This window comes from Streptomyces dioscori, from assembly GCF_003024195.1.
GTDB lineage: Bacteria > Actinomycetota > Actinomycetes > Streptomycetales > Streptomycetaceae > Streptomyces > Streptomyces dioscori.
On sequence record NZ_KZ679038.1, the window covers coordinates 154054 to 179487 of the forward strand.

Consider the following 25434-nt stretch of genomic DNA (forward strand, 5'->3'; position numbering starts at 1 on the left):
CCAAGTAGCCCCGAGGCGTAGGTCCGTGGGCCGATTCCGGGGTGCGGCAGGCGTGCCTATGATCGGCGCATGAAAGCCCCGCCGGACACACCGCGGTCGCTCCTCACCGAGAGCCTGGCCTGGTTCTCAGGTATCGCGTACGTCGTCCTGCTGTACGTCGTCGTACTGAACTCGGGCCGCGAACTGACCGGTATGCGCCTGCTGTCGGCCACCCTGCCCTGCGTACTGCTGCTGCCCCTGGTGCTGCGTCGGCCGCTGCCCGCCCTGGTACTGCTGCTCGGCGCCTCTTTCGCGGTGACCGTGCGGACGGACTCGGTGATGGCCGTGGGGCCGGACGTGCTGGGCAGCGTCCCGCCCGTGGGGACACAGGCGTGGCAGGTCGCGTATCTGCAGGCGGTCCTCATCGGTCTCACCGTCGGACGCATCGCCGCCACCCGGTCGCGGCCGACGTCGGCCGTCGCCGCGACGGTGGCGCTCGGCGTGCAGATCGGCGCCGCCAGTTACTACCGAGTGGGCTCCTCGTCGTTCCTCGCCACCTCTGCGTTCCTGGCGCTGTCGATGGTCACCGCCTGGACGGTCGGCCACTCGGCCCGAGAACGCCGCCGGCACACGACCGCGCTGCGGGCCCGGACCGCCGAGCAGGCCGTCACCGCGGAACGGCTGCGGATCGCCCGGGAGTTGCACGACATGGTGGCGCACAGCATCGGTGTCATAGCCATCCAGGCCGGAGTGGGCCGCCGCGTCATCGACACCCAGCCGTCCGAGGCCCGCAACGCCCTCGCCGCCATCGAGGACACCAGCCGCGACACCCTGGCCGGCCTGCGCCGGATGCTCGGCACGCTGCGCCGGGCGGACCCCGGCGACGGCGCACCGCTCGGCCCGGCGCCGGCGCTCGCCGATCTCGACGCGCTGGTGGAGCGGACCCGGGACGCGGGCGTGCGGGTGGACATCGACCGACGAGGTGAGGGGCGGCCGTTGCCGGCGGAGATCGAGCTGTCCGCGTACCGCATCATCCAGGAGGCGATCACCAATGTGGTCCGTCACTCGGGCGCCGACTCCTGCCGGGTGACCGTGGACCGCCGGGAGGACGACCTGTCCATCGAGATCACCGATGAGGGCCGCGGCCGGTCCGGCCTGCCCGGCGCGACAGGCTACGGGCTGACGGGCATGCGCGAGCGGGCGGCGCTGCTGCACGGCGAGTTCACGGCCGGGCCGCGCGCCGAAGGCGGCTTCCGCGTGGCGGCCCGGCTCCCGGTCCCGGCGGCCGTCGGATGACCCGGGTACTGCTCACCGACGATCAGCCGCTGATCCGGCACGGGCTGCGGGTGCTGATCGCCGACCATCCCCGACTGGAGGTGGCGGGCGAGGCGGGGAACGGCGAGGAGGCGGTGCGGCTCGCCGCGCAACTGGCGCCGGATGTGGTGATGATGGACATCCGGATGCCCGGCATGGACGGCATCGAGGCCACCCGGCGGATCACCGCGAGCTCCGGCACGCCGCCGAAGGTCCTCGTCCTCACCACGTTCGACGACGACGAGTACGTCTACGGCGCGCTCCGGGCCGGGGCGAGCGGCTTCCTCGTCAAGGACATGGACATGGACCAGATCCTCACCGCGATCGAGATCGTCGCCGCGGGCGACGCCCTCATCGCGCCGAGCGTGACACGCCGGCTGATCGCGGAGTTCGCGGCCCGTCCCGCCGCCGCCCAGCCACCCCCTCGTTCGGTGGAGGGCATCACCGCCCGCGAAGAGGAGGTGCTCACCCTGGTCGGCGGTGGGCTCTCCAACGCGGAGATCGCCGCGCGTCTGCACATCAGCGTGGCCACGGCCAAAGCCCATATAGGCAGGCTGCTGACGAAGCTCGACGCACGGGACCGGGTGCAACTGGTCATCATGGCGTACGAGTCGGGGCTGGTGACGCCGCCGCGGGTCTAGGGATGCCTCTCGACCCTCTGCGGGCGGAGGGGATGCGAAAAGGCTGTCCGCTTCGTACGTGTGCGCGGGCCCGGGTCGTTACGATGACGGTGGTGGGGTCGGCTCCGGGATGCGTGTCTGGCGACGGTCGCGACCCTGTCGGGCGGCCGGCCCGGACTACTCGGCACAGCTTCCTTCGCGGTACGGCCGCACACGGTAGGCGGACGCAAGGCAACGTATCCCACGTGCAGTTGGAGCTGTCCATGCGCATCGACCGTTCGAAGTTGTCGCTCGACCAGCCCGTGTCCTCGCTCGATCCGAACCGCGGAACCCATGAGGAGGCAGCCGAGTGGCTGCGGCACGGCCCCGTGGTGCCGGTGGCGCTGCCGGACGACGTCCGTGCCTGGGCTGCAATGTCGGCGGGGGCGGCCCAGACGGTACTGGACGCGCACCCCGACCTCTCCAGCGATCCGCGGCACTGGGGTGCGTACACGCGCGGGGAGATCCCCGCCGGCTGGCCACTGCTCAACCTGATCGTCGGGGAGTCGATGCTCAATGCCGACGGGGCGGACCACCGCAGGCTTCGCCGTCTGGTGAGTCATGCCTTCACCCCCCGGCGTATCGACGCGTTCGCGCCCCGGATCCGTGAGATCACCGGGGAGTTGCTGGACGGCCTGGACTCCGAGAAGCCGGGAGCGGTGACCGATCTCAAGGAAGGCTTTGCTTATCCGCTCCCGCTGTTGATCATCTGCGAGCTGTTCGGTCTCACCGACCCCGGCCAGCAGCGCCGATTACGCGGCCACTTCCGGACGATGCTGAGTGTCGAGGTGAGTGGCGCCGAGCGGCAGCAGGCCGCGGTCGGGCAGCGCGAGGTGCTGGCACGACTGGTCGCCGACCGGCGTGCGGCCCCGCTCGGCGATCTGACCAGCGCGCTGATCGAGGCGTTGGACGACGAGGACGACAGGCTGACGGAGAAGGAGCTGATCGACACTCTGGAGATCATCCTGCTGGCCGGTCACGAGACCACGGTCAACTCGCTGACCAGCACCGTCCACGCCCTGCTCACTCACCCGGAACAGCTCACCGCGCTGCTCGACGGCGAACTGGACTGGCCTGCCGCCGTGGAGGCGGGCCTGCACTGGAACTCCCCGCTCCGTAATCTGTTCATGCGCTACGCGCTGCGGGACACCGTCCTGCACGGAGTGACCGTGCGCCGCGGCGAGCCGATCGTCGTCGGTCTGGCCGCCGCCAACCGCGAACAGCGCGGAACGGTTCCGGCGCGTTTCGACATCCGCGACTCCCGCCACTACGACCGTCAGCTCGCCTTCGGCGCGGGCCCGCACTACTGCCTCGGCGCACCCCTGGCCCGCCTGGAGAGCGCGATCGGGCTCTCCCAGCTCTTCGCCCGGTTCCCCGCCATGCGGCTGGCCGTGCCCGAGTCGGAACTGGTGCCCGTGATCTCCACGGCGATCAACGGCCTCGCCGCCCTCCCGGTCGTCCTGCGGCCCGCATCCGCGTGAGGCCCGGCTGCCGTCGCCGCCGTGGCGGCACTCACCGATGGCGGCCGTCCGGAACTGGTGGTCGCGTGCCCGGAGAGGACGTGGGCACCGTGCGGACGTGGGCGGATGCGTCACGATGAACGGCCCGGAGCACGGCCTCCGCGCAGGGCCGGATCGCAGCCAGAGTGCTCCGAACATGCCCGGAACGGCCGAGGCCGACGGCGGCTTCGGCCCGCGGACGGCAGGCTGCCGTCGAACTGGGGCGGCCCCGCCCGGCGGGGAGGTGAAACGGGGCCGCCTGCGAGAGCGCCGTGAGCTCTCCGGCCGTGCGGCGCTCGATGCGACCGCCTGAGGTCCGGCGACGCCCTCCTACGGCGACTCTCTCATCGATCCGCATGCCTAGGGCATATTCCAGCCATCTGTCGAAGCTGCCGCTCCCCCGCGTATGACACCCGGCTCCACCCTCACGCCGCCGGTCGCCCGTCGCCCGGCCCGGCTCACCGGTGGGGCCGAATGCCGCGGCGCCGGCCGGGGCGTGGGCTTCTCCAGCGGTGCGGGGGGGGGCAGGAACGGCCGGGGCGCACTCGGCAGGGTCCAAGTGCTGGGGAACCCTTCGACCTGGTGGCGGGCCGGCTGCCCGCACAGCACACACGGCTGTGGGACAGCCAGTACGTCACCGCCGTCGTCCAGCGCTTCGGTGCCACCGTCGTCCAGCGCTTCGTCGCCGCTGTGAGCGTGCGGCTCCGCGGGCGGCCCGGCTTCCGCGGATTCGGGTTCAGCCGGCTCGTCGTGGCCGGGCTCCGCCCCGTACTTGGCCCCGCGCTCCGCCCCGGTCGCGGCCCCCGTGGCGGCGGCCAGCTTCGTACGGGCGCCCTCAGGGACGTACGCGTACCTCTCCCGCACCTCCCCCCGCTCGGGTCCCGCCCGGCCTCCCCGCCCCCGACCGTGGACGGGCCGACCCCCAGGGCCTGTGCGAACTGCGCGCGAGAGGCACAGGCCTTCGCGCAGCCGACGCCGCTCCTCGGCGGGCGGCAGCGGAGTCCGCTCCGAGGACACGTCCAGTGGCCCCGGACTGACGACGACTCACCTGCGCCTGACGCGCCCCCAACGCGGCGGCGAGCTCGGTCGGTAGCCGACTCGGAAGGGAACGCGCCGTCTTGGGGACGGGGACGGGGCTGTACCGTTCCCACCGGTGACGTCCCGTCTGATTCCGACCGTCCGAGGCCCCGTGCGACGACTCATTGCCCGCCTCTGGCGGCTCCTGCGCCCTGTTCAGAACCGCATCGTGTGGACCCTCAACGCCAAATTCGTGGTCGGCGTGATCGGTGTCGTGCGCGACGACGAGGGGCGGGTCCTGTTGCTCCGGCACCGTATGTGGCCGCCGAACCGTCCGTGGGGCCTGCCGAGCGGTTTCGCGCACAAGGGTGAGGACTTGCGCGACACGGTGATCCGCGAGGTGAAGGAGGAGACCGGTCTCGATGTGGAAGTGGGTCGCCTGGTCATGCTGAACAGCGGCTTCCGCACCCGTATGGAAGTGGCCTACGAGGCACGTCTCCTCGGTGGTGAACTGCGCCTCGACCCGTTCGAGATCCTCGAAGCCCGCTGGTGCAGCCCCGATGACCTTCCTCAGGGCATCCAGCCCGTGTGCCTGCCCCTGGTGCGCGGCGAGACGAGCCCCTGAGGGTGTCGCGGGGTCGTGGGACGCCGGCACGAACCTCGGTGTGTCGCGCGACCCCGCTCCGCGAAAGGACACCTGCGGATGCGCGCGCGTACGACCTGCGTGAGCCTGAAGTCATGACAGATCCGCGCGTGCCACCCCAGGAGACACCCCCGGCCGAGGGCTCGATCGCCGAGGCACACGAGGAACGCGCGGACGGAGGAATGTGGGAACACCCCGGCGTCTGGGTCTGGCTGATCGTCCTCGGCGCCGTGATCGTCGCGGCCTTCTTCATCGCCCGCATCTTCGCTCTCTGAGCCGATGTCGCAACCTGTGGGCCCGTCGGTGCCGTCCGGGCAGCCGTGAACAGCTCGCGCCGGTCATGTGCTCCGGCCTAGACCCCCAAGGGGGAGGCGGAGCGGACGACAGAGTCGTACGTTCGAGCTCTCACCCATTGGCCCGTCAGGACGTCGGCCGGTCCGCCGGGCGTCGCGGAGAACAGCGGAGCGCCAGGGCAGGCGGCGTGGCGGCCACGGGCGAGGGTGATGTGCGGCTTCCAGCGCTCGGGGGCGTGGATCGGATTGAGCCGTCCACCGGCCGGAGCGTCACGCAAGGTGCGCCATACCGCTTCGTGCAGCCGGAGCAAGGCTTCGTCGGGCCGGACGGCCCAGGCCAGGACAGGCGTCCGGCCGGCGAACCGCACCGTTCCGTCGAGGCGCAGGGGGACGGGCAGGGCGGCCAGCTCGTACCTGAGCCGCACAAGCACCTCGGGCACGAGCGTGTCAGCCGTGGCGAGAGTGAGGTGGGGGCGGTTCGTCGGGTGGCGGTGAGCGGCCTGACTGGGCAGACCGGCATCCGACAGGCGGCGCCACACCTCGCGTACGGTCCGCTCGGTCGTCACGCCGGGCAACAGCTCGACAGTCTGCACACAGCCAGCGTACGACGGGACAGCCGTCCTCCTCGGCGGACATCGCCTGGCCCGGGTCGCGCGGCTCGTACGACGGCATGTGATGCATGCCACGGGGAAGACGGCTGAGCACACCTACGACATGTGCTGCTCACGGTCGACAGAGAGCGAGGCCCGCGGATGGCTCACTACGGTCAGCCTGCCTACCCCTATCCCGGACATGACGGGAATCCCCAGCCGAGGACCAGCAACGGCCTGGCGATCGCGGCCTTGGTGCTCGGCATCGCGGCCTGCGTGTTCTTCTGGACAGTCTTCGGGGGCATCGTCCTGGGCCTGGTGGGGCTCGTACTCGGCATCATCGGCGCCCGGCGCGCCCGTGCCGGACGGGCTCCGCACCGGGGCATGGCCATCGTGGGCGCGGTCCTGAGCGCTCTCGCGGTCGTCGCGTCCTCCGTCATCGTCGCGATCGGTGTCTCCTTCCTCACCTCGGACTCGTTCAAGGACTACAACGACTGCGTCCAGCACGCGGACAACCAGTCCGAGCGTGACCAGTGCTCCGAGGACTTCGAACGCGACGTCAACGACAAGTGAGGCTGCCGTCACGCCTCGGTGCCTGTCCCCTGCCCGCTGCCGCTCCGCGAACCGGGACCAACGGCCGGACCGCACGGGAGAGCGGCGCCAGCGGGCTCGTTGGGATGGCCTATGGTTCGAGAAGGGCCGTCTGGTCTGCTGAAGAAGGATGTGCTCGTGGCTGGTGCCGGCGTTTCGGACCGTTTGGTCGAGTTGTTGTCCGTGCAGGGGGAGGACCTCGGCGCCAACTGGGCGGACAAGGTCACCGGCCGACTCGGCGGACGGGTGAGCCGCGCCGAGGTCAAGCAGGAGCTCCAGGAGATCTACACGGCGCTGGTGGCCGCGCTCGGCAGCGGGAGCCTCGACGGCCATGGCGACGCGTACGGCGAAGTCCGAGCCCTGCTGACCGAGTTGTCGCGCAACCGGGCCCGGCAGGGTTTCACCCCGACCGAGACCGCGGTGAGTGTGTTCGCCCTCAAGGAGGTCCTGGAGCCTGCCTTGTCGGGCGACGGCGGTGACCTGGCGGCGTACCTGAAGTTCGCCGCGCTGCTGGACACGCTGGGCCTGTTCACCATCGAGGTGTACGCGGCCACGCGTGAGGAGCTGGTGGCGGCGCAGGCCGAGCAGCTGCTGGAGCTGTCGACACCTGTGGTGAAGCTGTGGGACGGGGTGATCGGTGTCCCCCTGGTCGGCACCCTGGACTCGGCGCGCACGATGGTCGTGATGGAGAAGATGCTCCAGGCGCTGATCGACACGGGTTCCGAGCACGCCATCATCGACATCACCGGCGTCCCGGCGGTGGACACCGAGGTGGCCCAGCACCTGCTGAAGACCGTGGTGGCGGCCCGGCTGATGGGCGCGGAATGCACGATCTCCGGGATCCGCCCGCAGATCGCGCAGACCGTCGTCGCCCTGGGGATCAACTTCGGTGACATCGCCACCAAGGCCACGCTGGCCGACGCGCTGCGGCACGCGCTGCGCCGCTCGGGCGTCACCCTCTCGGCCGCGCCGCAGGCGAGTGCCCGATGAGTGAGCGCGTCCCGGTCCTGCAGATCGGGCAGGTACTGCTGGTCTCCATCCAGATCGATCTGGACGACCAGTCGGTGCTGGCGCTGCAGGACGATCTGGCGGCCAAGGTCGTCGAATCCGGTGCGCACGGGGTGGTCATCGACATCACCGCCCTGGACATCGTGGACTCCTTCGTCGGCCGGATGCTGGCCACGGTCGCCTCGCTCTCACGTCTGCTGGACGCACAGACCGTCGTGGTGGGCATGCGCCCCGCGGTGGCCATCACCCTGGTCGAGCTGGGTCTCTCGCTGGGCGGCGTGCGGACCGCACTGACCCTGGAGAAGGGCCTGCAGGTGCTGGAGCGGGCACATGTCTCGTCGCTCGGAGCCTCCGGCCCCGCGGGCGCCATACCGGATACCGCGGCAGGCCGGTGAACGGCTCCCCTGACGCTCCCCGGCCGCTGGACATCACTGCCAGCGCGGGGGTCGTACAGGCGCGTCAGCTGGCGCGCGCCCTGGCCCAGGAATGCCGCTTCTCCCTGGTGGAGCAGACGAAGCTGATCACCGCCGCCAGCGAGCTGGCCCGCAACACGCTGATACACGGCGGTGGGGGCACCATGACGGCCCGTCTGGTGGAGGAACGCGGCCGTCGCGGAGTACGCCTCGTCTTCAGCGACGACGGGCCGGGCATCACCGATGTGGAGCTGGCCCTGACCGACGGCTGGACCTCCGGCGGCGGCATGGGCCTGGGACTGTCCGGCTCCCGGCGGCTGGTCGACGACTTCGTCCTGGACACCACTCCGGGGCGGGGAACCGCTGTGACCGTCACCAAGTGGGCGCGATGACCGGCCCGGCCCTCGTACAGCTGGTGGACTGCGAGGACGTGGCCTGGTTCCGTGACGGGGCGGAGGGCGCCCGTGGTGCCGCCGCCGCTCTGGGCCGGCGCATCGGGCTGGGTGAGCGGCGCACCGCCGAGTTGGTGCTGGCCGTGACGGAACTGGCCACCAACCTCACCAAGCACGCCGTCGACGGCTCTCTGCTGCTGCGCGTCCTGCGCGACGACACCACGGCCGGGGTGGAGGTGGTGGTCGTGGACACGGGTCCGGGAATGGCGGACGTACCGGCCGCGCTGCAGGACGGCATGTCGACACTCGGCACCCTGGGTATCGGCCTGGGTGCGATCGATCGGCTGGCCGATTCCCTGCACATACACTCCCGGCCCGGTCTGGGCACGGTACAGCTCGCCCGGTTCTGGCCCCGTCCTGTGCCTCCCCGCGTGGCCGGGGAACCTTCCGTGGGTGGCATCACCCGGCCGATCAGCGGCGAGGAGGTCTGCGGCGATGCCTGGGCCGCGCGCACGGACACCGGGGCCGCGCGTAGAGACATCGGCGTACCGGCGCCGCCGACTCCGGCCGACCGGGTCACCGACGCGTATCCGTCAGCCGCCGCGCCCGACTGGGCGGCCCTGACCGGCATGCGGCGGCCTGCCGTCCGAACCCGGACGGCCGTGGCGCGGAACAGCGACCGGAACACCGCGCCGAACAGCATGCCGAACACCTCCCTGCGTGCGGAGAGAACAGGGCGTCCCGCGCCCGTGCGTGCCTCTGTCGCCGGTCCGGGCCCCGGCGTGCTGGTGATGTCCTGTGACGGGCTGGGCCACGGTCCGATGGCGGCCGCAGCGGCGCAGGCCGCTGTCCGTGCGTTCAGGACAGGGACGGCCCGCACCCCGGAACAGGCGATGGAGCAGGTGCACCGGGCGCTGCGCGGCACCCGCGGCGCAGCGGTGGCCATCGCCCGCCTGGAGCCCGACGGCCGCCTGTTGTTCTGCGGTGTCGGGAACATCACCGCCGCACTGGTCACCCGCACGTCCCGCACCACGCTGCTGTCCCACCCGGGCATCACGGGACACCAGATGCACCAACTGCGCACCTACGAGCACCACGTGCCCGCCGACGCCGTCCTGGTGATGCACTCCGACGGTCTCAGCGACCGCTGGAAACACACGGATCTGGCGGATCTGCTTCACCACCCGCCCGCTCTGATCGCCACCGCGCTGATGCGCCAGACCGGAACCCGTAGGGACGACGCCAGCGCGGTGATCGCCAAGGCACCCCGGTGAACCACGGGACAGCGGCGGCTAAGGCGGTCACGGGGGCAGGCTTTTCGAACTGGCGGGCTGCGATGCCCGTGCCGCAGCCGACGTCGAGCCCGGGGCCCGCAGCGACGATCCGCGTCACCAAGGCAGCGGGGTGGCCGGGACTGGCCTGGTCGTAGCGCCGCGCGTCCACGCCGAACGACTCGGCCGTCCGCCGGACCTCGGTTGCGGCAGGCCGGGCCCGGGGCGGCATCGCGATCCTCCCCGAAACAGCGACTGCGGTCTCCGACTATCTCGCCGACGAGCGTGAACCGGGCCGCATCGCGACCGACGCCGTGCATCGACGACCTGCTTGAGAGGGGCTTGATCCGGGAGAATCCGCCTGTGTCTCCTGGATCGAACGCCCTCTCGCCCGCCACGAAGCAGTCCGGTCAGGAGGAGACGCTCCGGACCGCCTCACGGATGAGGTCCGCGACCTTCTTGGGGTGCGCGAGCATGACCAGGTGGGACGAGTCGACCTCGGTCGTGGTCATGCCGGCGCGCTCGTAGCCGAAGCGCTCCACGTCGGGGTTGATGGTGTGGTCCGAGGACGACACGAGGCCCCAGGACGGCTTGGTCTTCCAGGCCGCGGCCGGGGCCGCTTCGGCGAAGGCGGCGCCGGCCAGCGGACGCTGGGAGACGGCGAGCACCCGGGCCAGGTCCTGGTCCACGTCGGCGGCGAAGATGGCGGGGAACTTGTCGGTCTCGACGGTGACGTCCGTGCCGGGCTCGTCCGAACCCTCGACCGGGAAGGGCGTGTAGACCAGCGCCGAGGCGAGGTCGGAGTCGGGGAAGCGACCCTGCAGCTCGCCGAGGCTCTCGCCCTCCTCCAGGACGTAACCGGCCAGGAAGACCAGGGCCTTCACGTTGTCCTCGACGCCCGCGACGGTGATGACGGCACCGCCGTAGGAGTGCCCCACCAGGACGACGGGGCCGGGGATGGCACGTACGACCGAGGCGATGTACGCGGCGTCGCCGGTCAGGCTGCGGTTGGGTACGGCCGGGGCGAGCACCTTCAGGCCGTCGGCCAGCAGCTCGGGTACGACCCGGGCGAAGCTGGACGCGTCGGCGAAGGCGCCGTGCACCAGGACGACGGTGGGCGTGGAGTCTGTCATGGAGTTCCTTGTCGGTTGTGTGCGGTCCGAGACGCCTGTGGCGTGGGCGGCCGTCGTGCGCGTCCGGTTCGTGCGGGTGACGGCCTCGCCCGGCTCAGCCCGCGTACAGGGCCGCGTGCAGCGTGCGTACGGCCAGGGAGATGGCCGCGTCGGCGGCGTGCGTCTCACGCAGGGCGTTGAGCATCACGAAGTCGTGGATGACACCCTGGAAGCGGACCGCGGTGACCGGGACGCCCGCCTCGCGCAGCTTGTTGGCGTAGGCCTCGCCCTCGTCGCGCAGGACGTCGGCCTCACCGGTGATGACCAGGGCCGTGGGCAGACCCGTGAGCTGCTCCGTGGTGGCGCGCAGCGGGGAAGCGGTGATCTGGGCGCGCTCGGCCTCGTCGGTCGTGTACTGGTCCCAGAACCACTGCATGCCGTCACGGCGCAGGAAGTAGCCGGTGGCGAACTGGTGGTAGGAGTTGGTGTCGAACGCGGCGTCCGTGACCGGGTAGAACAGGACCTGCTGGAGCAGCGGGACGCCGCCGCGCTCCTTCGCCATCAGGGTGAGGGCGGCGGCCATGTTGCCGCCGACCGAGTCACCGGCCACCGCGATCCGGGTGGCGTCCAGGTCCTTGGTCGCGCCCTGCTCCACGACCCAGCGCGCCACGGTCCAGTTCTGCTCGATGGCGACGGGGTAGCGCGCCTCGGGCGAGAGGTCGTACTCGGGGAAGACGACCGCGGCGTCGGCGCCGACGGCCAGTTCGCGCACCAGGCGGTCGTGGGTGTGGGCGTTGCCGAAGACCCAGCCTGCGCCGTGGATGTAGATGATGACCGGCAGGGGGCCCGTGGCGCCGGCGGGCTTCACGATGCGTGCCCGGACGGTGCCCGTGGGGCCGCCCGACACCGTGATCCACTCCTCGTCGACCGCCGGCTTGGCGATCTCGCCGGACTGCACCTCGTCGACGGCCTTGCGGCCGTCCGCGGGGGCGAGGTCGAAGAGGTAGGGCGGGTTGGCGGTGGCCTCGGCGAAGGCCGCGGCGGCGGGTTCGAGCACGGGCTCGACGGGCGTGAAGGCTTCGGACATGCGTATCTCCTGGGACTGGGACTGCGTGGGCACCCCGGTCGGTCCGGTGCCCTTGAGGCCACCGTAGAAGTGCCGTGCGCCAGGAAGTTGTCCCCGAGTGCACTCCTGTCGTCCCCGGAGTGCGGGTGCGATGGCGGGTGAGATCGCGGCGCGCTGCGGGCCCGGTGTCAGTGCGCTGTGGGGCCGGTGCCAGTGCACGCACGGGACACCCCGCGGCTCGTACCGGTCCTAACGTGGCGGCTCGGCGGGTGACATCCCCGCCCGGACCGGACCCACTCGGGAGCACCATGAACGCCACCACCACCGACTCCCCCTGGGCGCCGCTCGCGGCACGTGTCTTCCGGGCGCTGTGGATCGCCCAGCTGGTCTCCAACATCGGCACCTGGATGCAGACGGTGGGCGCCCAGTGGCTCCTCGTCGGGGACAGCGCCGCGCTGATGACACTGGTGCAGACGGCCGCCAGCCTGCCCGTCGTACTGCTGGCGCTGCCCTCCGGGGTGATCGCCGACCGTTTCGACCGGCGTACGGTGCTGGTGACCGCGCAGTTCGCGATGCTGGCGGTGTCCGGGGCGCTGGCCGTACTCGCGTTCCTGGACGCCCTGTCGCCGACGGTGTTGCTGCTGCTGACGTTCCTGCTGGGCTGCGGCACCGCGCTGATGGGCCCGGCCTGGCAGGCGATCCAGCCCGAGCTGGTGGAGCGGGAGCGGCTCGGTCAGGCGGCGGCGCTCGGCGCGGTGAACATGAACCTGGCCCGCGCCGTCGGCCCCGCGCTCGGCGGGGCGGTGGTCGCGGCGGCGGGCGCGGGCTGGGTCTTCGCCTTCAACGCCGCGTCCTATCTGGGCATCGCCACCGTCCTGCTGCTGTGGCGGCGCCCCGCCACGACGACCGCACCGCCCGCCACGAACGAAGGGCTGCTGGCCGCCCTGTACGCCGGCCGCCGCTACGTCTGGAACGCACCCGGCGTCCGCCGCGTCCTGCTGCGCACGCTGTTGTTCATCCCCGGCGGCGCCGCCCTGTGGGCCCTGCTGCCGCTGACCGCGAGCCGCTCGCTCGGCCTCGGCTCCGGCGGGTACGGACTGCTCCTCGCGGCGGTGGGCGTCGGCGCGGTGGGCGGAGCCTTCCTGCTGCCCCGGGCCCATCGTCTGCTGGGCGCCAACGGCACCCTCACGGCCGGCGCCCTGCTGTTCGCGGGAGTTCTCGCGGTACTGGCCACCGTCCACACCCCGTGGCTGGTGGCGCTCGCCCTGCTGCCCGCGGGCCTCGCCTGGATCGCCGTCCTGTCCACGCTCAACGCGGCCGTACAGACCCGGCTCCCCGGCTGGGTGAGGGCCCGCGGCCTCTCCGTGTACCTCCTGGTCTTCCAGGGCGGGCAGGCGCTGGCCGCACCCCTGTGGGGCACGGTCGCCGACTGGCTGGGGCTGAGCGCCTGTCTGCTGATCGCGGGTGCCGCGATGCTGCTGAGCGCGGCGAGCGTACGGCGGTGGCCGCTGCGTGACGCCGAAGGCATCAACCCCGCGCCGTCCGACCACTGGCCGGCCCCTCCCTTGGTGTTCGCGCCCGGGGAAGCGGACGGCCCGACAGGACCGGTCCTGGTCTCCGTCGTCTACCGGGTCCAGGCGGCGAACTGGGCCGGGTTCACGGACCGGATGCACCGCGTGGCCCGCTCCCGGCGCCGTACCGGAGCAATGTCCTGGGGCCTCTACCAGGACGGCCACGCCCCGGAGCGGTTCATCGAGAACTACCTGGTCTCCTCCTGGGCCGAGCACCTGGACCAGCACCACGTCCGGCTGACGGCCACCGACCGCCGGTTCGAGGAGGAGGCCCGGGCGCTGCTCACCCCGGGCAGCACGCCCGAGGTGACACACGCCTTCGACACGTCGGCGGGGCCCGCGGTAGGGCCCCCGTCCCCGAGCGCGGAGATCAAGGACGGGAAGGTCAGAAGCCCTCGGATTCCGGGATGACGTGCATCGCGGCCTCCTCCGCCGAGGCCCCGGCCCCGTCCAGGCCGCGGTCGGAGGCGAACAGGTCGGACTCGGTGACCTCGTGCGTGCCCTCGTCCGGCGCGAGGAGCCGGCCGGCACGGACGTCGCCGACCTCGTCGTCGAGGAGTTCGCCGTCCGTGTCCGAGGCGTCGCCGAGGTCGTCGCCCTCCGGAACGCCGATGTCCGGCACCACCTCTGCCAGACGCTCGTCGAGGGTCTCCCCGCGCTGCGCCTCCGCCGCCGTCACACCCGTGTGCTCCACGGCCCAGGGCCGCTCCGGCGGCGAGTAGCCCTCGTCCAGGGCTTCCGTGCCGGCCCGGTAGTCCAGCGTGTCCGAGGCGTCCAGGACGCCCGCGTCGTCCTGCACCTCCGAACCGTCCGGCTGGTAGACGTCGTCACCCATCGTCTCGTCAGTCATGTGCGCTCCATCGTTGTCGGGGTCGTTCGGTTCGATCCGGCCGTCGACCGGAAGGGTAGAGGTCATGGCCCTGCGCCACTGCGCCGGCGACATCCCGTACAGGTCGCGGAACGCCCGGCTGAAGTGGGAGGGGCTGGTGAAACCCCAGCGGGCGGCCACCTCGGACACGGGGCGGTGGGCCGCCGCCGGGTGGACGAGTTCCTCGTGGGCCGCTTCCAGTCGCCGGGTACGAATCCAGGCGCCCACGGTGGTGTCGTGCCGCTGGAAGAGCTGGTGCAGATAGCGCAGCGAGATGCCGTGCCGGTCGGCGATGGTCCGCGGGCCGAGGCCGGGTTCGCCCAGCCGGGTGCGGACGGAGGCGGTGATCCGTTCCCACAGGTCCGCCGGTTCGGGCGGTCGGCCGGCCTGTTCGAGGGCGACGGTCGCCAGGATGTCCACGACGGTACGGGCGAGTTGCTCACGCCGGGCGGACCCGGCCCGCGCGACCTCGTCGACGAGTCCGTCGAGCAGCGGCAGCAGCAGGCCGGCCGCGCCCTCCGCCCTCTCGTCCACCACCGTGGCCGTGAGGGCCCGCAGTTGCCGTTCCTCCAGGCGCAGCAGAGCCCGGGGCACCATGAGGATCCGTGCCCGCTGCCGCTCGGGGAGCACGATCCGAAAGGGCCGCCGGGCGTCGAGGAAGGCCAGGTCGCCGGGGCGGAGTTCGGCGGTGCGGCCGTCCTGGAGCAGCCGGGCGGTGCCCTCCAGCTGGCGGCGGACCAGGAGGTGGGTCCGCGGGTCGGCGGCCACCGAGCGGGCCCCGCGCAGCACGGTTCCGGGGCCGAACTCCTGGGTGGCGATCTGCAGTACACCCAGCCGGTCGGCGGTCAGTTCGCCGTCCCACGGACGGTCCTGCTCGACGGTGACCTCGACGTCGACGAAGGTCCGCGAGAGGGCGCGCTGCCAGGAGGGGAGACGGTCGCCGGGCAGCAGGTCCCGGGTGGAGCAGGACGCCCAGGGGGCGTGGCCGGTCAGCAAGACGCCGCTCCCTCCCATACCCGGTCCCGCCATTCGGACGGTGACAGCCCGAAGGAGTTGCGGAAGGCCTTGCCGAGCCCGGCCGGGCCCGTGAATCCCCAGCGGCGGGCGACCTGGCCCAGGGTGACGGAGCCCGGTGGCCGGGCGGCGAGCTCCTTGCGGCACTCCTGCAGTCGCTGCTCGCGGATCCACCGGCTCACGGTGCTGTCCTCGGCCTCGAACAGCCGGTGCAGACAGCGGACCGAGATGCCGTGCGCCCCGGCGATGACGGACGGGGTCAGCCCGGGGTCCGACAGGTGCCAGCGGATGTACGTCCGGACGCGCAGCAGCAGGACGCCGTCGGCGCCCGGCAGTTCGACGGGATCCGCCCCCAGCTGGTCCGCCGCGGTCGCCGCCATCAGGTCGACGACGCTCTCGGCCAGCCGGTCGCCCGTGGGCGTCTCGTACGACGCGGCGGTGTCCGCCAGCCGGTCCAGCATCGGCCCGAGCAGGGCGGGGAGCCCGCCGCTCGGGCGTATCGAGCGGCCGGTGAGCTGCCGCAGGCCGGCGTCGGGGAGCTGCAGCACAGCGCGCGGAACCGCGAAGATCTTCATCCGGAAGCGCTCCGGGTAGACGGTGTGGAAGGGGCGGACGGTCTCGAAGAACCCGATGTCCCCGGTCCGCAGTTCGGTGGTGCGGCCGTCCTGTTCGACCTGGGCCCGGCCGGTGCCCTGAACGGCCACGAACACCTGCCGCCCGTCGCCGCGGGCGATGGAGCTCGGCGTCCGGCGGACGTGGCCGGGGTCGCACTCCACCGTGGTGATCTGCAGGTTTCCCAGGTGGTCCGTCCGCATGGTGGCGTCGTAGGTGCGGCCTTCGGTGGTGATGTCCATCCCCACCAGGGTGTCGAGCACGGCGTCGTGCCAGTAGTCCAGGCTCTCGCTCGGCGCGACCGAGCGGGTGGTCAGCACGGTGCTCCGGCCGCTGGCCGGTACGGCCGGGCGCGGACGTCTCTCCTCGTGGGAGTCGATCGCGGTTGGCATACCGTCAGCATGGCGCGGCGGTACCGGCCCACGCATCAGTCGGCCGACTGCTCTCGGGCCGTCACGATGGTGATCATTTCGAGCGCGTACGCAGGAAGGCGCAGCCCGTCAGGACGGCCGCCCGGGTGGGCTCGCTGTCGGCCAGGGCGTGCAGCGCCACGAAGTCGTGGATCGTCCCGAGGAACCGTACGGACGCCGCCTCGACCCCGGCCTCGGACAGCCGGCGCGCGTACTGCTCGCCCTCGTCGCGGGCCACGTCGGCCTCGGCGGTGACGACCAGTGCGGGCGGCAGCCCCGCCAGTTCCTCCCTGCTCGCCCGCAGCGGTGCGGCGGTGGGCTCGCTCCGCCGCGCGGGGTCGGCGACGTACCGCGCCCAGTAGGCGCGCAGCGCCTGGCGGGTGAGGAGGTAACCGGAGGCGAACTGCCGTTGGGAGGCGCTGGCGCAGCGGGCGTCGGTGAGCGGGTAGTAGAGCAACTGCGCGCCGATCCGCGGACCGTTCCGGTGCTTGGCCAGCATGGTGACGGCGGCGGCAAGCGTGGCCCCGCCGCAGTCCCCCGCCACCGCCAGCCGGTCCGGGTCGAGGGCGAGTTCGCCGGCCTGGGAGACCGCCCAGGTCAACAGGGAGTAGCACTCCTCAAGGGCCACCGGGTAGCGGGCCTCGGGGGCACGGCTGTACTCCGGGACCACGGCACACATCCCCGAACCGGTCACGAGTTCGCTGATGAGACGGGCGTGGGTCTGCGCGTCGCCGAGCGCCCATCGGCCGCCGTGCAGATACAGGAGAGCCGGCAGCGGACCGGACACCCCGGCCGGGCGGACGGTCCAGAAGCCGAGCAGCCCGGACGGGCCGACCGGTGCAACGCGGAAGACCGCGTCCACGTCGAAGTCCTCGAACCGGTCGGCCTGGGTCTCGCGCAGGGCGCGCCGTGCCGTGTCCGGGCCGAGGTCGTCGAGGGAGGGCGGGGTGGCGGAGGCGGTGAGCAGGCGCTGCACCACGGGGTCGAGGGTCACCGCCGCCCCCGGTTCTCCGGGTCTCATGCGCTCTCCTTGGACCGTTCTGTCGCCGCTCTCACCGGTCCTGTACCAGGTCACGGAGCTGGTGACGGCTGCTGATGCCGAGCTTGGGATACACGTTGTACAGATGCGAGCCTACGGTGCGCGGCGAGAGGAAGAGCCGCTCCCCGATCTCCCGGTTCGACAGACCGCTCGCGGCGAACTGGACGATCTGCCGCTGCTGTGCCGTCAGCGCCTCCAGCGGACCCACGCCCGTGGGGGCCGGTGCGGCGCCGCTGGCGCGCAGCTCGATGCGGGCGGCGGCTGCGAGGGGGCCGGCGCCGAGGCGTTCGGCTGTCTCCAGGACCGTGGTCAGCTGTCGGCGTGCCTCCAGGGTCCGGCGTCGGCGGCGCAGGCGGATGGCGTAGTCGAGGCGGACGTGGCCGCGTTCCCACGGCCACCGCCCGGCTCCGTGATTGACGAGCGCGAGCTGGAAGTGCTCCTCGGCCTCACCGTGCGGGCCGACCATGGCGGCGGCGTGGTGCAGGAGCAGCGTCATCCTGGTGCTCGGGCGCTCCCCCTGTTCGGTACGGACCCGCTCCAGGATCGGCAGTGCCTCGGCGGACCGCCCGGCCCGCTGGGCGGCGACCGCGAGTTCGGCGATGCTCCGCGCGGACAGGTGGGGGTGCAGAGGCGTTCCGTCGGCGGTGAACAGTTCACGCAGATGCTGCCAGGCTCCTTCCGCGTCTCCCTGGGAGAGGGCGGCGAGTCCGCGGGCGCGCAGCAGACGGGCGTGCGTGGCCCGGTTCTCGTCCAGGCAGACGGCACGCCAGACGGCGGGGGTGAGCCGGGGCGCCTCCGTGAGGGTTCCGCGCAGTGCCCGGACGGTGAGTGCCTGTGCTTCCAGATCGGCCTGGAGGCGGGGCAGGCGCAGTACTTCGGCCTCGGTCAGGGCGTCCTGGATGACGGTTTCGGCTTCCGGGAACCGCCCGATGGCCAGGAGGGTGTCGACGAGAGGGAGGACCGACCAGCCGCGCAGTCCGAAGGCTCGGGCGGCCCGCAGCCGGTCGTCGGCCGTCCGCGACTGCCCCAGGTCCACGTCCGCCTCGTCCGCGTGGCGGGCCACGGACGCGAGGACCGTCCGGGTGGCCGGCCCGTCCGGTCCGGCCGGTGGCGTATCCGGTCCGGCGGGCCGGGCGCCGCGCGGCCGGCCGAGGCCGGAGTGCGAGCCGGTGGCGGACTCCGGCCGGGCAACCACTGTGACCAGTGCTTCCAGTGCCCGCCGTGCGTGCGGTGTGTCCAGGCGGAGCAGGGGGCCGGCCGCGGCGGGATGCCATCGCGCGGACGTGGGGGCCTGCCGGGCGCGGTCGAGCAGGGTGGGCAGGGCCGCCGTGTGCTCCGGCAGACCGGACTGGTCGGCGATGGCCGCCGCGAGGCCCGCGAGCGCGAGCGCGTGGGTCCGGTCGATCACCGGAAGGTGTTCCGCGACGTCGGCCAGCACTTCGAAGGCCTCGCGCTGGGCGGACTCCTGGGAGAGGACGGAGGCCAGGGCGCCCGCCGCGGCACAGACGAGTTCCGGATCGAGTTCCGGATCGGCTTGCGGGTCAGCTTGCGGGTCGGCTTGCTCGTCGGCTTGCTCGTCGGCTTGCTCGTCGGCTTGCTGAACTGCGAACTCCCGGACGAGCCGTCCGTACAGCTCCCGTACCCAGCCGGGATCGCCCACCATGTGCGCCGCCGTCAGTGCTTCGGCCAGTCGGCGCACCCGTTTCGACCGCTGCGGGCTGAGCCGGGCCGCCTGCTCCAGGGCGTGGGCGGCCGATACCGCGTCCCCGCGCCGCCAGGCGGAGTCCGCCAGCAGGGAGGCGACGAACGCGTTGGGCCCCATGGTGGTGGCGGCCAGATGGCGGGCCCTGGCCTCGGGCAGCACGGCGATCTTGGCGAGGTCACGGTGCGCCTGCTGGCGTTCGCCGGCCGGGCGCCCGAGATACGCGGCCGAGCGCGCCAGCGGATGCCGGAACCCGAGCCGGTCCTCGACCAGGACGACCAGACCGGCCTCCTCCGCCGGCGCCCACACGCCCAGGTCGTCGGTGCCCAGGGCGGCCATGACGGCGCCGACGGTCTCACCGGGCCCGGCGGCCGCCGCGTACAGCAGGGCCCGGCGGGTCCGCACGGCAAGCGCGTCCAGTCGTACGCCGAAGACGTGCTCCGCGCGTGGGTGCCGCGTCGCTCCGGTGGGCCCCGGCACACCGCGGCTCAGTTCCACGAGGGCCAGCGGATTGCCCTCGGCCTCCGCCAGGATCTCCAACCGGTGCCTGCCCGTGGGCGCCGACGGCTGCCGGTCGAGGAGGGCTGCGGCCGGGGCGTCGCTCAGCGGGCCCAGCCGCAGGGTCTCGGAGCCGGGCGGCGGGCCGGGCAGGTCCGCCTCGTGACGCGCGGCGAGCAGCACGGTGAGCGCGCGGCCGGGCAGCAGCCGGGCCGCGGTGAACAGCGCCTCAAGGAAGGTGCGGTCGCACAGGTCGGCGTCGTCCACGCACACCAGCACCGGCCGGGCCGCGGCGAGCCGGTCCAGCAACGCCGTCACCGCCGCGGCCAGCTCCGCCCGGTCCTCGCCGTCCGCTCCCGGTCCGGCCGTGAGCAGTCGTTGCTGGGCGACGGGCAGGGCGGCCAGCTCACTCCGCACCGGCGGTGTCAGCAACTGCCGCAGACAAGCCCGCGGATACGCCAGGTCGTCGGCCCAGCCCTGCGCGGACAGCACCAGTACGCCGTCGGCGGCGGCCCGCTCCCTGACGTGCCGGAGCACGGTCGTCCGCCCGATTCCCTCCTCGCCGAGGAGCAGCAAGGTCCGAGGGGTGCCGGGGCCGTGCGTCACGCGACCGAGGATCCGCTCGATCTCACCGTCCCGGCCCAGGACGGTGGCCTCGTGGCCGGTCGTGGGCTGCTGGGGCGGGTGGGCCGTCATGCACGTACTCCCGGGGCGGTGCGTTTTCCCTTACCAGGGGATTGTCGCCGAGACCGGGGCGAAACCGCTTCTGTCACATGACTGGTCACCGGGCCCGCTGACCGGTCGTACCGGCCAGCGGTGCGTCGACGCCGGTTGAGGTGCCGGTGGACTGTCGGTGGACTGTCGGTGGCTGCCGGGAGGATCAGCGAAGCCCTCCGCGCAACCTCTGCGCCCTGCAGCAGGGCTGCCGAGGAGTGGCCGGTTCTCACGCGTGGAGCCTCGCGGTCCTCAATTACGCTGCAGATTCCGAGAACGGACAGAACGTAAGGAAGATCACAAGACGGACATGCGGTGGGGCGAGCCGGGGAGGGGCCATGAGGGTCTACGAGGCCATCGTCAAAGGGCTCGAAGGGATCGGGGTGAAGACCGCTTTCGGCGGTGCCGGGGAGAGCGTCGCCGCCCTGATGCTGGCGCTGGAGGAGTCGCGGCGGATCCGGACGGTCATCACCCGTAACGAGCAGGCCGCGTCCTTCATGGCCTGCGGTGAGGCCATGTACACGAACCGGCTGGGCTTCTGCTTCGCGACGGCGGGTCCTGGCGCGTTCAACCTGATATCGGGGCTGGGCGTGGCGATGACCGACTCCTATCCGGTGCTGGCCGTCTCGGGTTACGCGCGGATGGAGTGGGAGGGGTGGGGGGCGCTCAACGAGACCTCGGGGGTGCACCGCACTGCCGACTCCCGGGCCATGTTCGCGGCCACGACCAAGAAGTCGTTCCTGATCTCCGACCCGTCCGACACCTGTGACGTCCTGGAGGAGGCCGTCAACATCGCTCTGGGCGGACGGCCCGGACCGGTGCACATCCATGTGGCCAGCGACCTGAACGAACGCGGCACCGAGGTCAAGAACTTCCGGCCCCTGCGGCTCGACGTGGCGCCGGTACTGCCCGACCCCGCGCGGGTGGAGGAGATCGCCTCGGTTCTGGCGGACGCGCTCGGGCGGCACAAGAAGGTCGTGCTGCTCGCCGGCTTCGGCGCGGTACGCAGCGGAGCCGGGCCGGAGATCAGGCGGCTGATCGAGCGGTTCCAGATTCCGTTGGTCACCACGCTGGACGGCAAGGGCATCGTGTCGGAAGGGCATCCGCTCGCCGTGGGGGTCTTCGCCGACAGCGGTCACTCCAGCGCCTGGAAGGCCTTCCGTGAGGCCGATGTCGTCCTGGCCGTCGGGAACTCCTTCAACCAGCACGCCACCTTCGACTTCCGCGACGACCTGTTCGAGGACAAGCTGCTCATCCATGTGAACATCGACGAGCACGAGTTCGAGAAACGGTACGAGCCCGACCACACCCTCGTGTCCGACGCCCGTCCGGCGGTGGCGGCGCTCGTCGACGCACTGGAGCGGCGGGTCGGTGAGGTGCCGCAGGCCGAGGTCGAAGGCCAGGACTACGAGGCCCGGCGCATCGTCCGGCTGCCCGGGAAGCTCCACCCCGGCCAACTCGCGCAGGCGATCGGCCGGATGCTGCCGCCCCAGGGGATCCTGCTGGGCGACGCGGGCGCCCACACGGCCTGGCTCGGCTACTACGTGGAGCTGGAGGACGGGCAGCACTTCCGCAAGGCCGGTTCCTACGGGCCGATGGCCGGAGCCGTCAACAGCGCCATCGGCGTACAGCTCGCACACCCGGGACGGAGCGTCGTCGTCGGCTGCGGTGACGGGTGCTACGCGATGAGCGGGTTCGAGCTGATGACCGCCGTCGAGCACGAGATCCCCGTCATCTGGATCATCTTCAACGACGAGGAATTCAAGCTGATCAAGCTCTACCAGCTGTCCCAGCACGGGGAGTCCGGCCTGACCGGGTTCCGCAACCCGGACTACACGGCGTACGCGCGCGCGTGCGGTGCGGACGGCTACCGGGTGGACACGCTGGACGAGTTCGAGGACGCGTTCCGCAGGGCGCTGGGCTCCGGCCGACCCACTCTCATCGACGCCCACATCACTCGGTGGGCCGTTCCGCACTACAGCCCCTCACCCGACGGCGTGATCGCCGGTCTCGTGGAGGCCGTCGAGGAACGCCTGAAGGAGGACTGAGGTCTCAAGGAGGACTGGAGGACCGAGGGAGGACTGAGAAGAACCGAACCAGAAGGGGGGAGCCATGTCCGATGCGGATCTGGTTCTGGAAGGCGGCGGGGTACGAGGTCTGGGCACCGCGGGTGCGGTGATCCGGCTGCTGGAGGAGGGTTACACCTTCCAGCGCGTGGCGGGCACCTCGGTGGGTGCCGTCGCCGCGGCCTTCGTGGCGGCCGGCATGGGTGCCGAAGAGCTGCGCGAGGTCATGGAAGACCTGGAACTGAGCCTGATACCCGACCGGGAGCGACTCGGACCACGGCCGATGCCAGGCGTTCCGATGCTCAGCGAAGGCGTTTCGCTGCTCCGTCGGCACGGGGCGTACCAGGGTGCCTGGATCCACGACTGGATCAGGACCGTACTGGCGAGGAAGAAGGTCACCACCTTCGCGGACCTGCGGCGCGAGGACAGCGGTGATTCCGCGGGGCTGACCGACGACCAGAAGTACAAGCTGGTGGTGATGGCCACCGACGTCACACGCGGCCGGCTCCTGCGGCTGCCCTGGGACTACCACCTCTACGGCCTGAAGGCGGAGGAGCAGTCGGTGGCCGACGCCGTACGGATGTCGCTGTCGATCCCCTTCTACTTCCAGCCGCGCGCACTCACCCACGGCGGGACCGGCCAGGACTCGGTGATCGTCGACGGCGGGGTGCTGTCCAACTTCCCCGTCGAGGTCTTCGACCGCACCGACGGAGAGAAGAGCCGCTGGCGGACGATCGGGGTCCGCATCCTCCCCGACCTGCCCGCGGGCATGGCCCAGTTGTTCTCCCTCCCGGCCCTGAAACTGTTCCCCTTGCTGCACCTGCTGCAGCAGGTCGTGACGACCGCGGTCGTGGGCAACGACCAGAGCCACCTGGACCGCCCGGGGGTACGGGAGCGGACCATCGCCGTCGACCTCCCGGCCCTCGGTGTGACCGATTTCGGCCTGGATCTGGCCCAGCGCCAGGAGGCCGTCCAACGAGGCTGGCACGCGGCAGACGCCTACGTGAAGCGGTGCCCCACCGATCCGGATTGACGGCCGACGGGCAACGCGCGGTGCAGAGCCGGCTCCGCTCTTCTTCGGTCACCGATGAGTTCGCGTGTGCCGGACGGTCCACATCGGCACACCTGACCGAGGGAGCACCGATGGGCAACACGCGCTTGCACCGGACGACTCATATCGCCCGCCGCATGTTCGAGCTCCTGGAGCCGATCTGTCTGGTCACCTTCTGCGCCGACGAGTGCAACGAGGAACTGGCCGCTCTGGGCCACCGCACCTACTGGGACGGCTACTTCGCCAGCCGCGCCGCACCACTGGGCCGGGTGCCGGCCCACGTCGTGCACGCGGCCTTCTACAACTTCGCCGACGGGGAGGCCGCACGGCACATCCCCGGCGCCTGGGAGACGATCCCGCCCGAGGCCTCCGTCGCCGCGCGGGAGCGGGGCAGCGCGGCCTCCCTACGGCGCATCCTCGGCGACGAGCGGGCCGCCTCCCCCGGCCTGGTCCGCGCGGCGGACCTGACCACCAAGGCCGCGACGAGCGCCCCCACCGAAGGCCGGGTGATGTACGCGGGCATGCGCGCCCTCCAAATTCCCGGCGACCCCGTAGCCCGGCTGTGGCATTCCGCGACCATGCTGCGCGAGCACCGCGGCGACGGGCACATCGCCGCTCTCGTCGGCGCGCGTATCGGCGGCACAGAAGCCCACGTGCTCTCCGCCCTGGAACAGGGCATCCACCCCCCGGAGTCGTTCGGACGCATCCATCACCTGCCGAAAGAGCGCCTGGCCGCGGTCATGGACGGCATGCGCGAACGCGGACTCATCGACCTGCACGGCCATTTCACCGACACCGGCCGCGCGACCGGACAACGCGTCGAAACCCTCACCGACGAACTGGCCACCCCGCCCTACGACGCCCTGTCCCCCGCCGAACTCGAAGAACTGATCACCGAGCTCGAACCCATCACCGCGACCCTGACGGCCTCAGGCTCGCAGTGACACCGAGCAAGGGGACGTACCGTGTGCGCACGGTCCTCGGTCCGGCAGAGGTTCTGTGTCCGGGAGGGATCGTGTCCGCCCTGATGGCCGCCACGAGCTGACCGGGCCGCAGGAACGCACACGCGATACGCAGCACCCGTCCCCCGGTCGTGCCCGCCGCGATCACCCGGCGTCCGGGCCGAGTTCAGCGCGGCGGTCCTTCTCCGCCTGGGCGTCGCGTTCACGCTGGAGGCGGTGACAACCGTCCGGTTTCAGCTTCTTGACGGTCACGGCGGCGGGCTGTGCCCTTCTCGCACGGAACTCGAAGCAGTCCTCGCCCTGCGGGCCCACGCTGCCCGACAACCTTACGAGAGCGATGAGTTGGCCGCTTCGGATCTCGCTGTCCGCGAGTTCGACACCCAGGGTGCTCCAGACCTCGGCGGTTCGGGCGGCCTCCGGACCACCGGAGGCCATCGCCGTACGCAGTTCGGCGACGATGTCCTCGGCGACGGCCGAAGGCTCACGGAAGGACCGGTCGGAGCGCACCAGGCAGTCCTTGCCCGGTAGTTCACGTACGGCGACCGACGGAACGGCCGTGGCCGGGACGACATCGAAGCGGTAGCAGCCGTCGGCGTGCGTGCCACCGAAGCCGACGTTCACCATGCCGGCGAATCGAGCGGTGACCGTCACCCGCCTTTCGCGCCGCTCGGTCAGCGGCGTCGTCTTGTTGAAGTTCCGGACCGCGCGCTGGATCTCCGTGTCCAGCAGCACACCATCGGCGGCCGACCTCGCCAGCCGTGCCCGCGTATTGTCGACGGCTTCTTCGACCTGGTCCCGGGCTTCGGCGTCGGCCTCCCTGCCGGTGTTCCAGAAGGACACCATCACGACCACGACACACACGAGCGCCAGTACCGGGACCGCCAGACAGCCCTTGAAGAGACAACCCCCGCGCATCGCGATACCCGCACACTCCCTCACGGTCCTGAACGCCCACGTCGCCGAACCGAACCCGTCGCCACGGCAGCACGCCGACCGAGCCGAAGCACAGTCTCCCACCCGTCAGCCAGCCGGCCGCGACAGCGGACATCGGCACCTACCTGCACGCGGGCAGGAACACCG

22 protein-coding genes and 2 pseudogenes are annotated in these 25434 nt (G+C 71.9%); 14 read left to right on the forward strand and 10 right to left on the reverse strand.

Annotation, left to right across the window (positions count from 1 at the left end; translation table 11 throughout):
* Positions 1–69: 69 nt before the first annotated feature.
* The 5 genes from C6Y14_RS00735 (at position 70) to C6Y14_RS00760 (ending at position 5386) form a co-directional block, all read left to right on the forward strand.
* A complete protein-coding gene (locus C6Y14_RS00735) occupies positions 70–1275 on the forward strand; it encodes a sensor histidine kinase (protein WP_107014460.1) in 1206 nt (401 codons plus the stop codon).
* A complete protein-coding gene (locus tag C6Y14_RS00740) occupies positions 1272–1934 on the forward strand; it encodes a response regulator (RefSeq protein ID WP_107014461.1) in 663 nt (220 codons plus the stop codon). Before C6Y14_RS00735 ends, C6Y14_RS00740 begins: the two co-directional genes overlap by 4 nt.
* A gap of 242 nt (positions 1935–2176) precedes the next feature.
* A complete protein-coding gene (locus C6Y14_RS00745; RefSeq protein WP_107015104.1) occupies positions 2177–3433 on the forward strand; it encodes a cytochrome P450 family protein in 1257 nt (418 codons plus the stop codon).
* 1207 nt (positions 3434–4640) lie between these two features.
* Positions 4641–5093 carry an NUDIX hydrolase gene (locus C6Y14_RS00755; RefSeq protein ID WP_107015105.1) on the forward strand — a complete coding sequence of 151 codons (453 nt, stop codon included), beginning with the start codon at positions 4641–4643 and terminating at the stop codon, positions 5091–5093.
* 113 nt (positions 5094–5206) lie between these two features.
* A complete protein-coding gene (locus C6Y14_RS00760) occupies positions 5207–5386 on the forward strand; it encodes a DUF6480 family protein (RefSeq protein WP_107014462.1) in 180 nt (59 codons plus the stop codon).
* Between the two features lie 77 nt (positions 5387–5463).
* On the opposite strand, the gene C6Y14_RS00765 is transcribed toward C6Y14_RS00760, so the two are convergent.
* Positions 5464–5997, reverse strand: a complete 534-nt coding sequence (locus C6Y14_RS00765) for a 2'-5' RNA ligase family protein (RefSeq protein WP_107014463.1) — start codon at positions 5995–5997, stop codon at positions 5464–5466.
* A 159-nt stretch (positions 5998–6156) separates the two neighbouring features.
* On the opposite strand from C6Y14_RS00765, the gene C6Y14_RS00770 reads away from it, so the two are divergent.
* From C6Y14_RS00770 to C6Y14_RS00790, 5 genes are all read left to right on the forward strand, one after another.
* Positions 6157–6567: a hypothetical protein gene (locus C6Y14_RS00770; protein ID WP_107014464.1), complete on the forward strand. Its 411-nt coding sequence runs from the start codon at positions 6157–6159 to the stop codon at positions 6565–6567.
* Positions 6568–6723: 156 nt separating this feature from the next.
* Complete coding sequence (locus tag C6Y14_RS00775; RefSeq protein ID WP_225890816.1) at positions 6724–7575, forward strand: STAS domain-containing protein; 852 nt, start codon at positions 6724–6726, stop codon at positions 7573–7575.
* Positions 7572–7988: an STAS domain-containing protein gene (locus tag C6Y14_RS00780; RefSeq protein WP_107014466.1), complete on the forward strand. Its 417-nt coding sequence runs from the start codon at positions 7572–7574 to the stop codon at positions 7986–7988. The genes C6Y14_RS00775 and C6Y14_RS00780 overlap by 4 nt, the downstream gene beginning before the upstream one ends.
* Positions 7985–8398: an anti-sigma regulatory factor gene (locus C6Y14_RS00785; RefSeq protein ID WP_107014467.1), complete on the forward strand. Its 414-nt coding sequence runs from the start codon at positions 7985–7987 to the stop codon at positions 8396–8398. The genes C6Y14_RS00780 and C6Y14_RS00785 overlap by 4 nt, the downstream gene beginning before the upstream one ends.
* Positions 8395–9672, forward strand: coding sequence for an ATP-binding SpoIIE family protein phosphatase (locus C6Y14_RS00790; protein ID WP_107015106.1), 1278 nt, complete (start codon positions 8395–8397; stop codon positions 9670–9672). Before C6Y14_RS00785 ends, C6Y14_RS00790 begins: the two co-directional genes overlap by 4 nt.
* A 43-nt stretch (positions 9673–9715) precedes the next feature.
* Here C6Y14_RS00790 and C6Y14_RS44760 read toward each other — a convergent pair.
* The 3 genes and pseudogenes from C6Y14_RS44760 to C6Y14_RS00805 all read right to left on the reverse strand — a co-directional run.
* Positions 9716–9901: pseudogene (locus tag C6Y14_RS44760) on the reverse strand (SAM-dependent methyltransferase); the annotation flags it as partial.
* 178 nt (positions 9902–10079) lie between these two features.
* Positions 10080–10802: an alpha/beta fold hydrolase gene (locus tag C6Y14_RS00800; protein WP_107014468.1), complete on the reverse strand. Its 723-nt coding sequence runs from the start codon at positions 10800–10802 to the stop codon at positions 10080–10082.
* A gap of 94 nt (positions 10803–10896) precedes the next feature.
* Entirely contained in the window at positions 10897–11868 is a 972-nt protein-coding gene (locus C6Y14_RS00805; protein WP_107014469.1) for an alpha/beta hydrolase, read from the reverse strand.
* Positions 11869–12155: 287 nt separating this feature from the next.
* Here C6Y14_RS00805 and C6Y14_RS00810 point away from each other — a divergent pair, with 287 nt between their 5' ends.
* On the forward strand, positions 12156–13829 hold the full coding sequence (locus C6Y14_RS00810; protein ID WP_107014470.1) for an MFS transporter: 1674 nt from the start codon (positions 12156–12158) through the stop codon (positions 13827–13829).
* Here C6Y14_RS00810 and C6Y14_RS00815 read toward each other — a convergent pair.
* From C6Y14_RS00815 to C6Y14_RS00835, 5 genes and pseudogenes are all read right to left on the reverse strand, one after another.
* Positions 13804–14268: a DUF5709 domain-containing protein gene (locus C6Y14_RS00815; protein ID WP_107015107.1), complete on the reverse strand. Its 465-nt coding sequence runs from the start codon at positions 14266–14268 to the stop codon at positions 13804–13806. The genes C6Y14_RS00810 and C6Y14_RS00815 overlap by 26 nt on opposite strands.
* An 81-nt stretch (positions 14269–14349) precedes the next feature.
* A pseudogene (locus C6Y14_RS00820) lies at positions 14350–15315 on the reverse strand (helix-turn-helix domain-containing protein); the annotation flags it as partial.
* Positions 15276–16304: an AraC-like ligand-binding domain-containing protein gene (locus tag C6Y14_RS00825; protein ID WP_107014471.1), complete on the reverse strand. Its 1029-nt coding sequence runs from the start codon at positions 16302–16304 to the stop codon at positions 15276–15278. The pseudogene C6Y14_RS00820 and the gene C6Y14_RS00825, both read right to left, overlap by 40 nt.
* Before the next feature lie 73 nt (positions 16305–16377).
* Positions 16378–17343 (reverse strand): alpha/beta hydrolase, encoded by a 966-nt coding sequence (locus tag C6Y14_RS00830; protein ID WP_107014472.1) that lies wholly within the window; start codon positions 17341–17343, stop codon positions 16378–16380.
* Positions 17344–17374: 31 nt separating this feature from the next.
* Positions 17375–20257: a helix-turn-helix transcriptional regulator gene (locus C6Y14_RS00835; RefSeq protein WP_107014473.1), complete on the reverse strand. Its 2883-nt coding sequence runs from the start codon at positions 20255–20257 to the stop codon at positions 17375–17377.
* 356 nt (positions 20258–20613) lie between these two features.
* On the opposite strand from C6Y14_RS00835, the gene C6Y14_RS00840 reads away from it, so the two are divergent.
* The 3 genes from C6Y14_RS00840 (at position 20614) to C6Y14_RS00850 (ending at position 24336) form a co-directional block, all read left to right on the forward strand.
* A complete protein-coding gene (locus C6Y14_RS00840) occupies positions 20614–22323 on the forward strand; it encodes a thiamine pyrophosphate-binding protein (RefSeq protein ID WP_107014474.1) in 1710 nt (569 codons plus the stop codon).
* A 64-nt stretch (positions 22324–22387) separates the two neighbouring features.
* Positions 22388–23374 (forward strand): patatin-like phospholipase family protein, encoded by a 987-nt coding sequence (locus tag C6Y14_RS00845; RefSeq protein ID WP_107014475.1) that lies wholly within the window; start codon positions 22388–22390, stop codon positions 23372–23374.
* 110 nt (positions 23375–23484) lie between these two features.
* Complete coding sequence (locus tag C6Y14_RS00850; protein WP_225890817.1) at positions 23485–24336, forward strand: SCO6745 family protein; 852 nt, start codon at positions 23485–23487, stop codon at positions 24334–24336.
* Between the two features lie 162 nt (positions 24337–24498).
* On the opposite strand, the gene C6Y14_RS00855 is transcribed toward C6Y14_RS00850, so the two are convergent.
* Complete coding sequence (locus tag C6Y14_RS00855; RefSeq protein ID WP_107014476.1) at positions 24499–25269, reverse strand: hypothetical protein; 771 nt, start codon at positions 25267–25269, stop codon at positions 24499–24501.
* Between the last annotated feature and the right edge of the window lie 165 nt (positions 25270–25434).

Excerpts from the sequence above, each read along its gene's own strand:
- C6Y14_RS00735 (WP_107014460.1), top strand. The coding sequence starts at position 70 with ATGAAAGCCCCGCCGGACACACCGCGGTCGCTCCTCACCGAGAGCCTG.
- C6Y14_RS00740 (WP_107014461.1), top strand. The coding sequence starts at position 1,272 with ATGACCCGGGTACTGCTCACCGACGATCAGCCGCTGATCCGGCACGGG.
- C6Y14_RS00745 (WP_107015104.1), top strand. The coding sequence starts at position 2,177 with ATGCGCATCGACCGTTCGAAGTTGTCGCTCGACCAGCCCGTGTCCTCG.
- C6Y14_RS00760 (WP_107014462.1), top strand. The coding sequence starts at position 5,207 with ATGACAGATCCGCGCGTGCCACCCCAGGAGACACCCCCGGCCGAGGGC.
- C6Y14_RS00770 (WP_107014464.1), top strand. The coding sequence starts at position 6,157 with ATGGCTCACTACGGTCAGCCTGCCTACCCCTATCCCGGACATGACGGG.
- C6Y14_RS00780 (WP_107014466.1), top strand. The coding sequence starts at position 7,572 with ATGAGTGAGCGCGTCCCGGTCCTGCAGATCGGGCAGGTACTGCTGGTC.
- C6Y14_RS00790 (WP_107015106.1), top strand. The coding sequence starts at position 8,395 with ATGACCGGCCCGGCCCTCGTACAGCTGGTGGACTGCGAGGACGTGGCC.
- C6Y14_RS00800 (WP_107014468.1), bottom strand. The coding sequence starts at position 10,802 with ATGACAGACTCCACGCCCACCGTCGTCCTGGTGCACGGCGCCTTCGCC.
- C6Y14_RS00805 (WP_107014469.1), bottom strand. The coding sequence starts at position 11,868 with ATGTCCGAAGCCTTCACGCCCGTCGAGCCCGTGCTCGAACCCGCCGCC.
- C6Y14_RS00810 (WP_107014470.1), top strand. The coding sequence starts at position 12,156 with ATGAACGCCACCACCACCGACTCCCCCTGGGCGCCGCTCGCGGCACGT.
- C6Y14_RS00815 (WP_107015107.1), bottom strand. The coding sequence starts at position 14,268 with ATGACTGACGAGACGATGGGTGACGACGTCTACCAGCCGGACGGTTCG.
- C6Y14_RS00825 (WP_107014471.1), bottom strand. The coding sequence starts at position 16,304 with ATGCCAACCGCGATCGACTCCCACGAGGAGAGACGTCCGCGCCCGGCC.
- C6Y14_RS00830 (WP_107014472.1), bottom strand. The coding sequence starts at position 17,343 with ATGAGACCCGGAGAACCGGGGGCGGCGGTGACCCTCGACCCCGTGGTG.
- C6Y14_RS00835 (WP_107014473.1), bottom strand. The coding sequence starts at position 20,257 with ATGACGGCCCACCCGCCCCAGCAGCCCACGACCGGCCACGAGGCCACC.
- C6Y14_RS00840 (WP_107014474.1), top strand. The coding sequence starts at position 20,614 with ATGAGGGTCTACGAGGCCATCGTCAAAGGGCTCGAAGGGATCGGGGTG.
- C6Y14_RS00845 (WP_107014475.1), top strand. The coding sequence starts at position 22,388 with ATGTCCGATGCGGATCTGGTTCTGGAAGGCGGCGGGGTACGAGGTCTG.
- C6Y14_RS00850 (WP_225890817.1), top strand. The coding sequence starts at position 23,485 with ATGGGCAACACGCGCTTGCACCGGACGACTCATATCGCCCGCCGCATG.
- C6Y14_RS00855 (WP_107014476.1), bottom strand. The coding sequence starts at position 25,269 with ATGCGCGGGGGTTGTCTCTTCAAGGGCTGTCTGGCGGTCCCGGTACTG.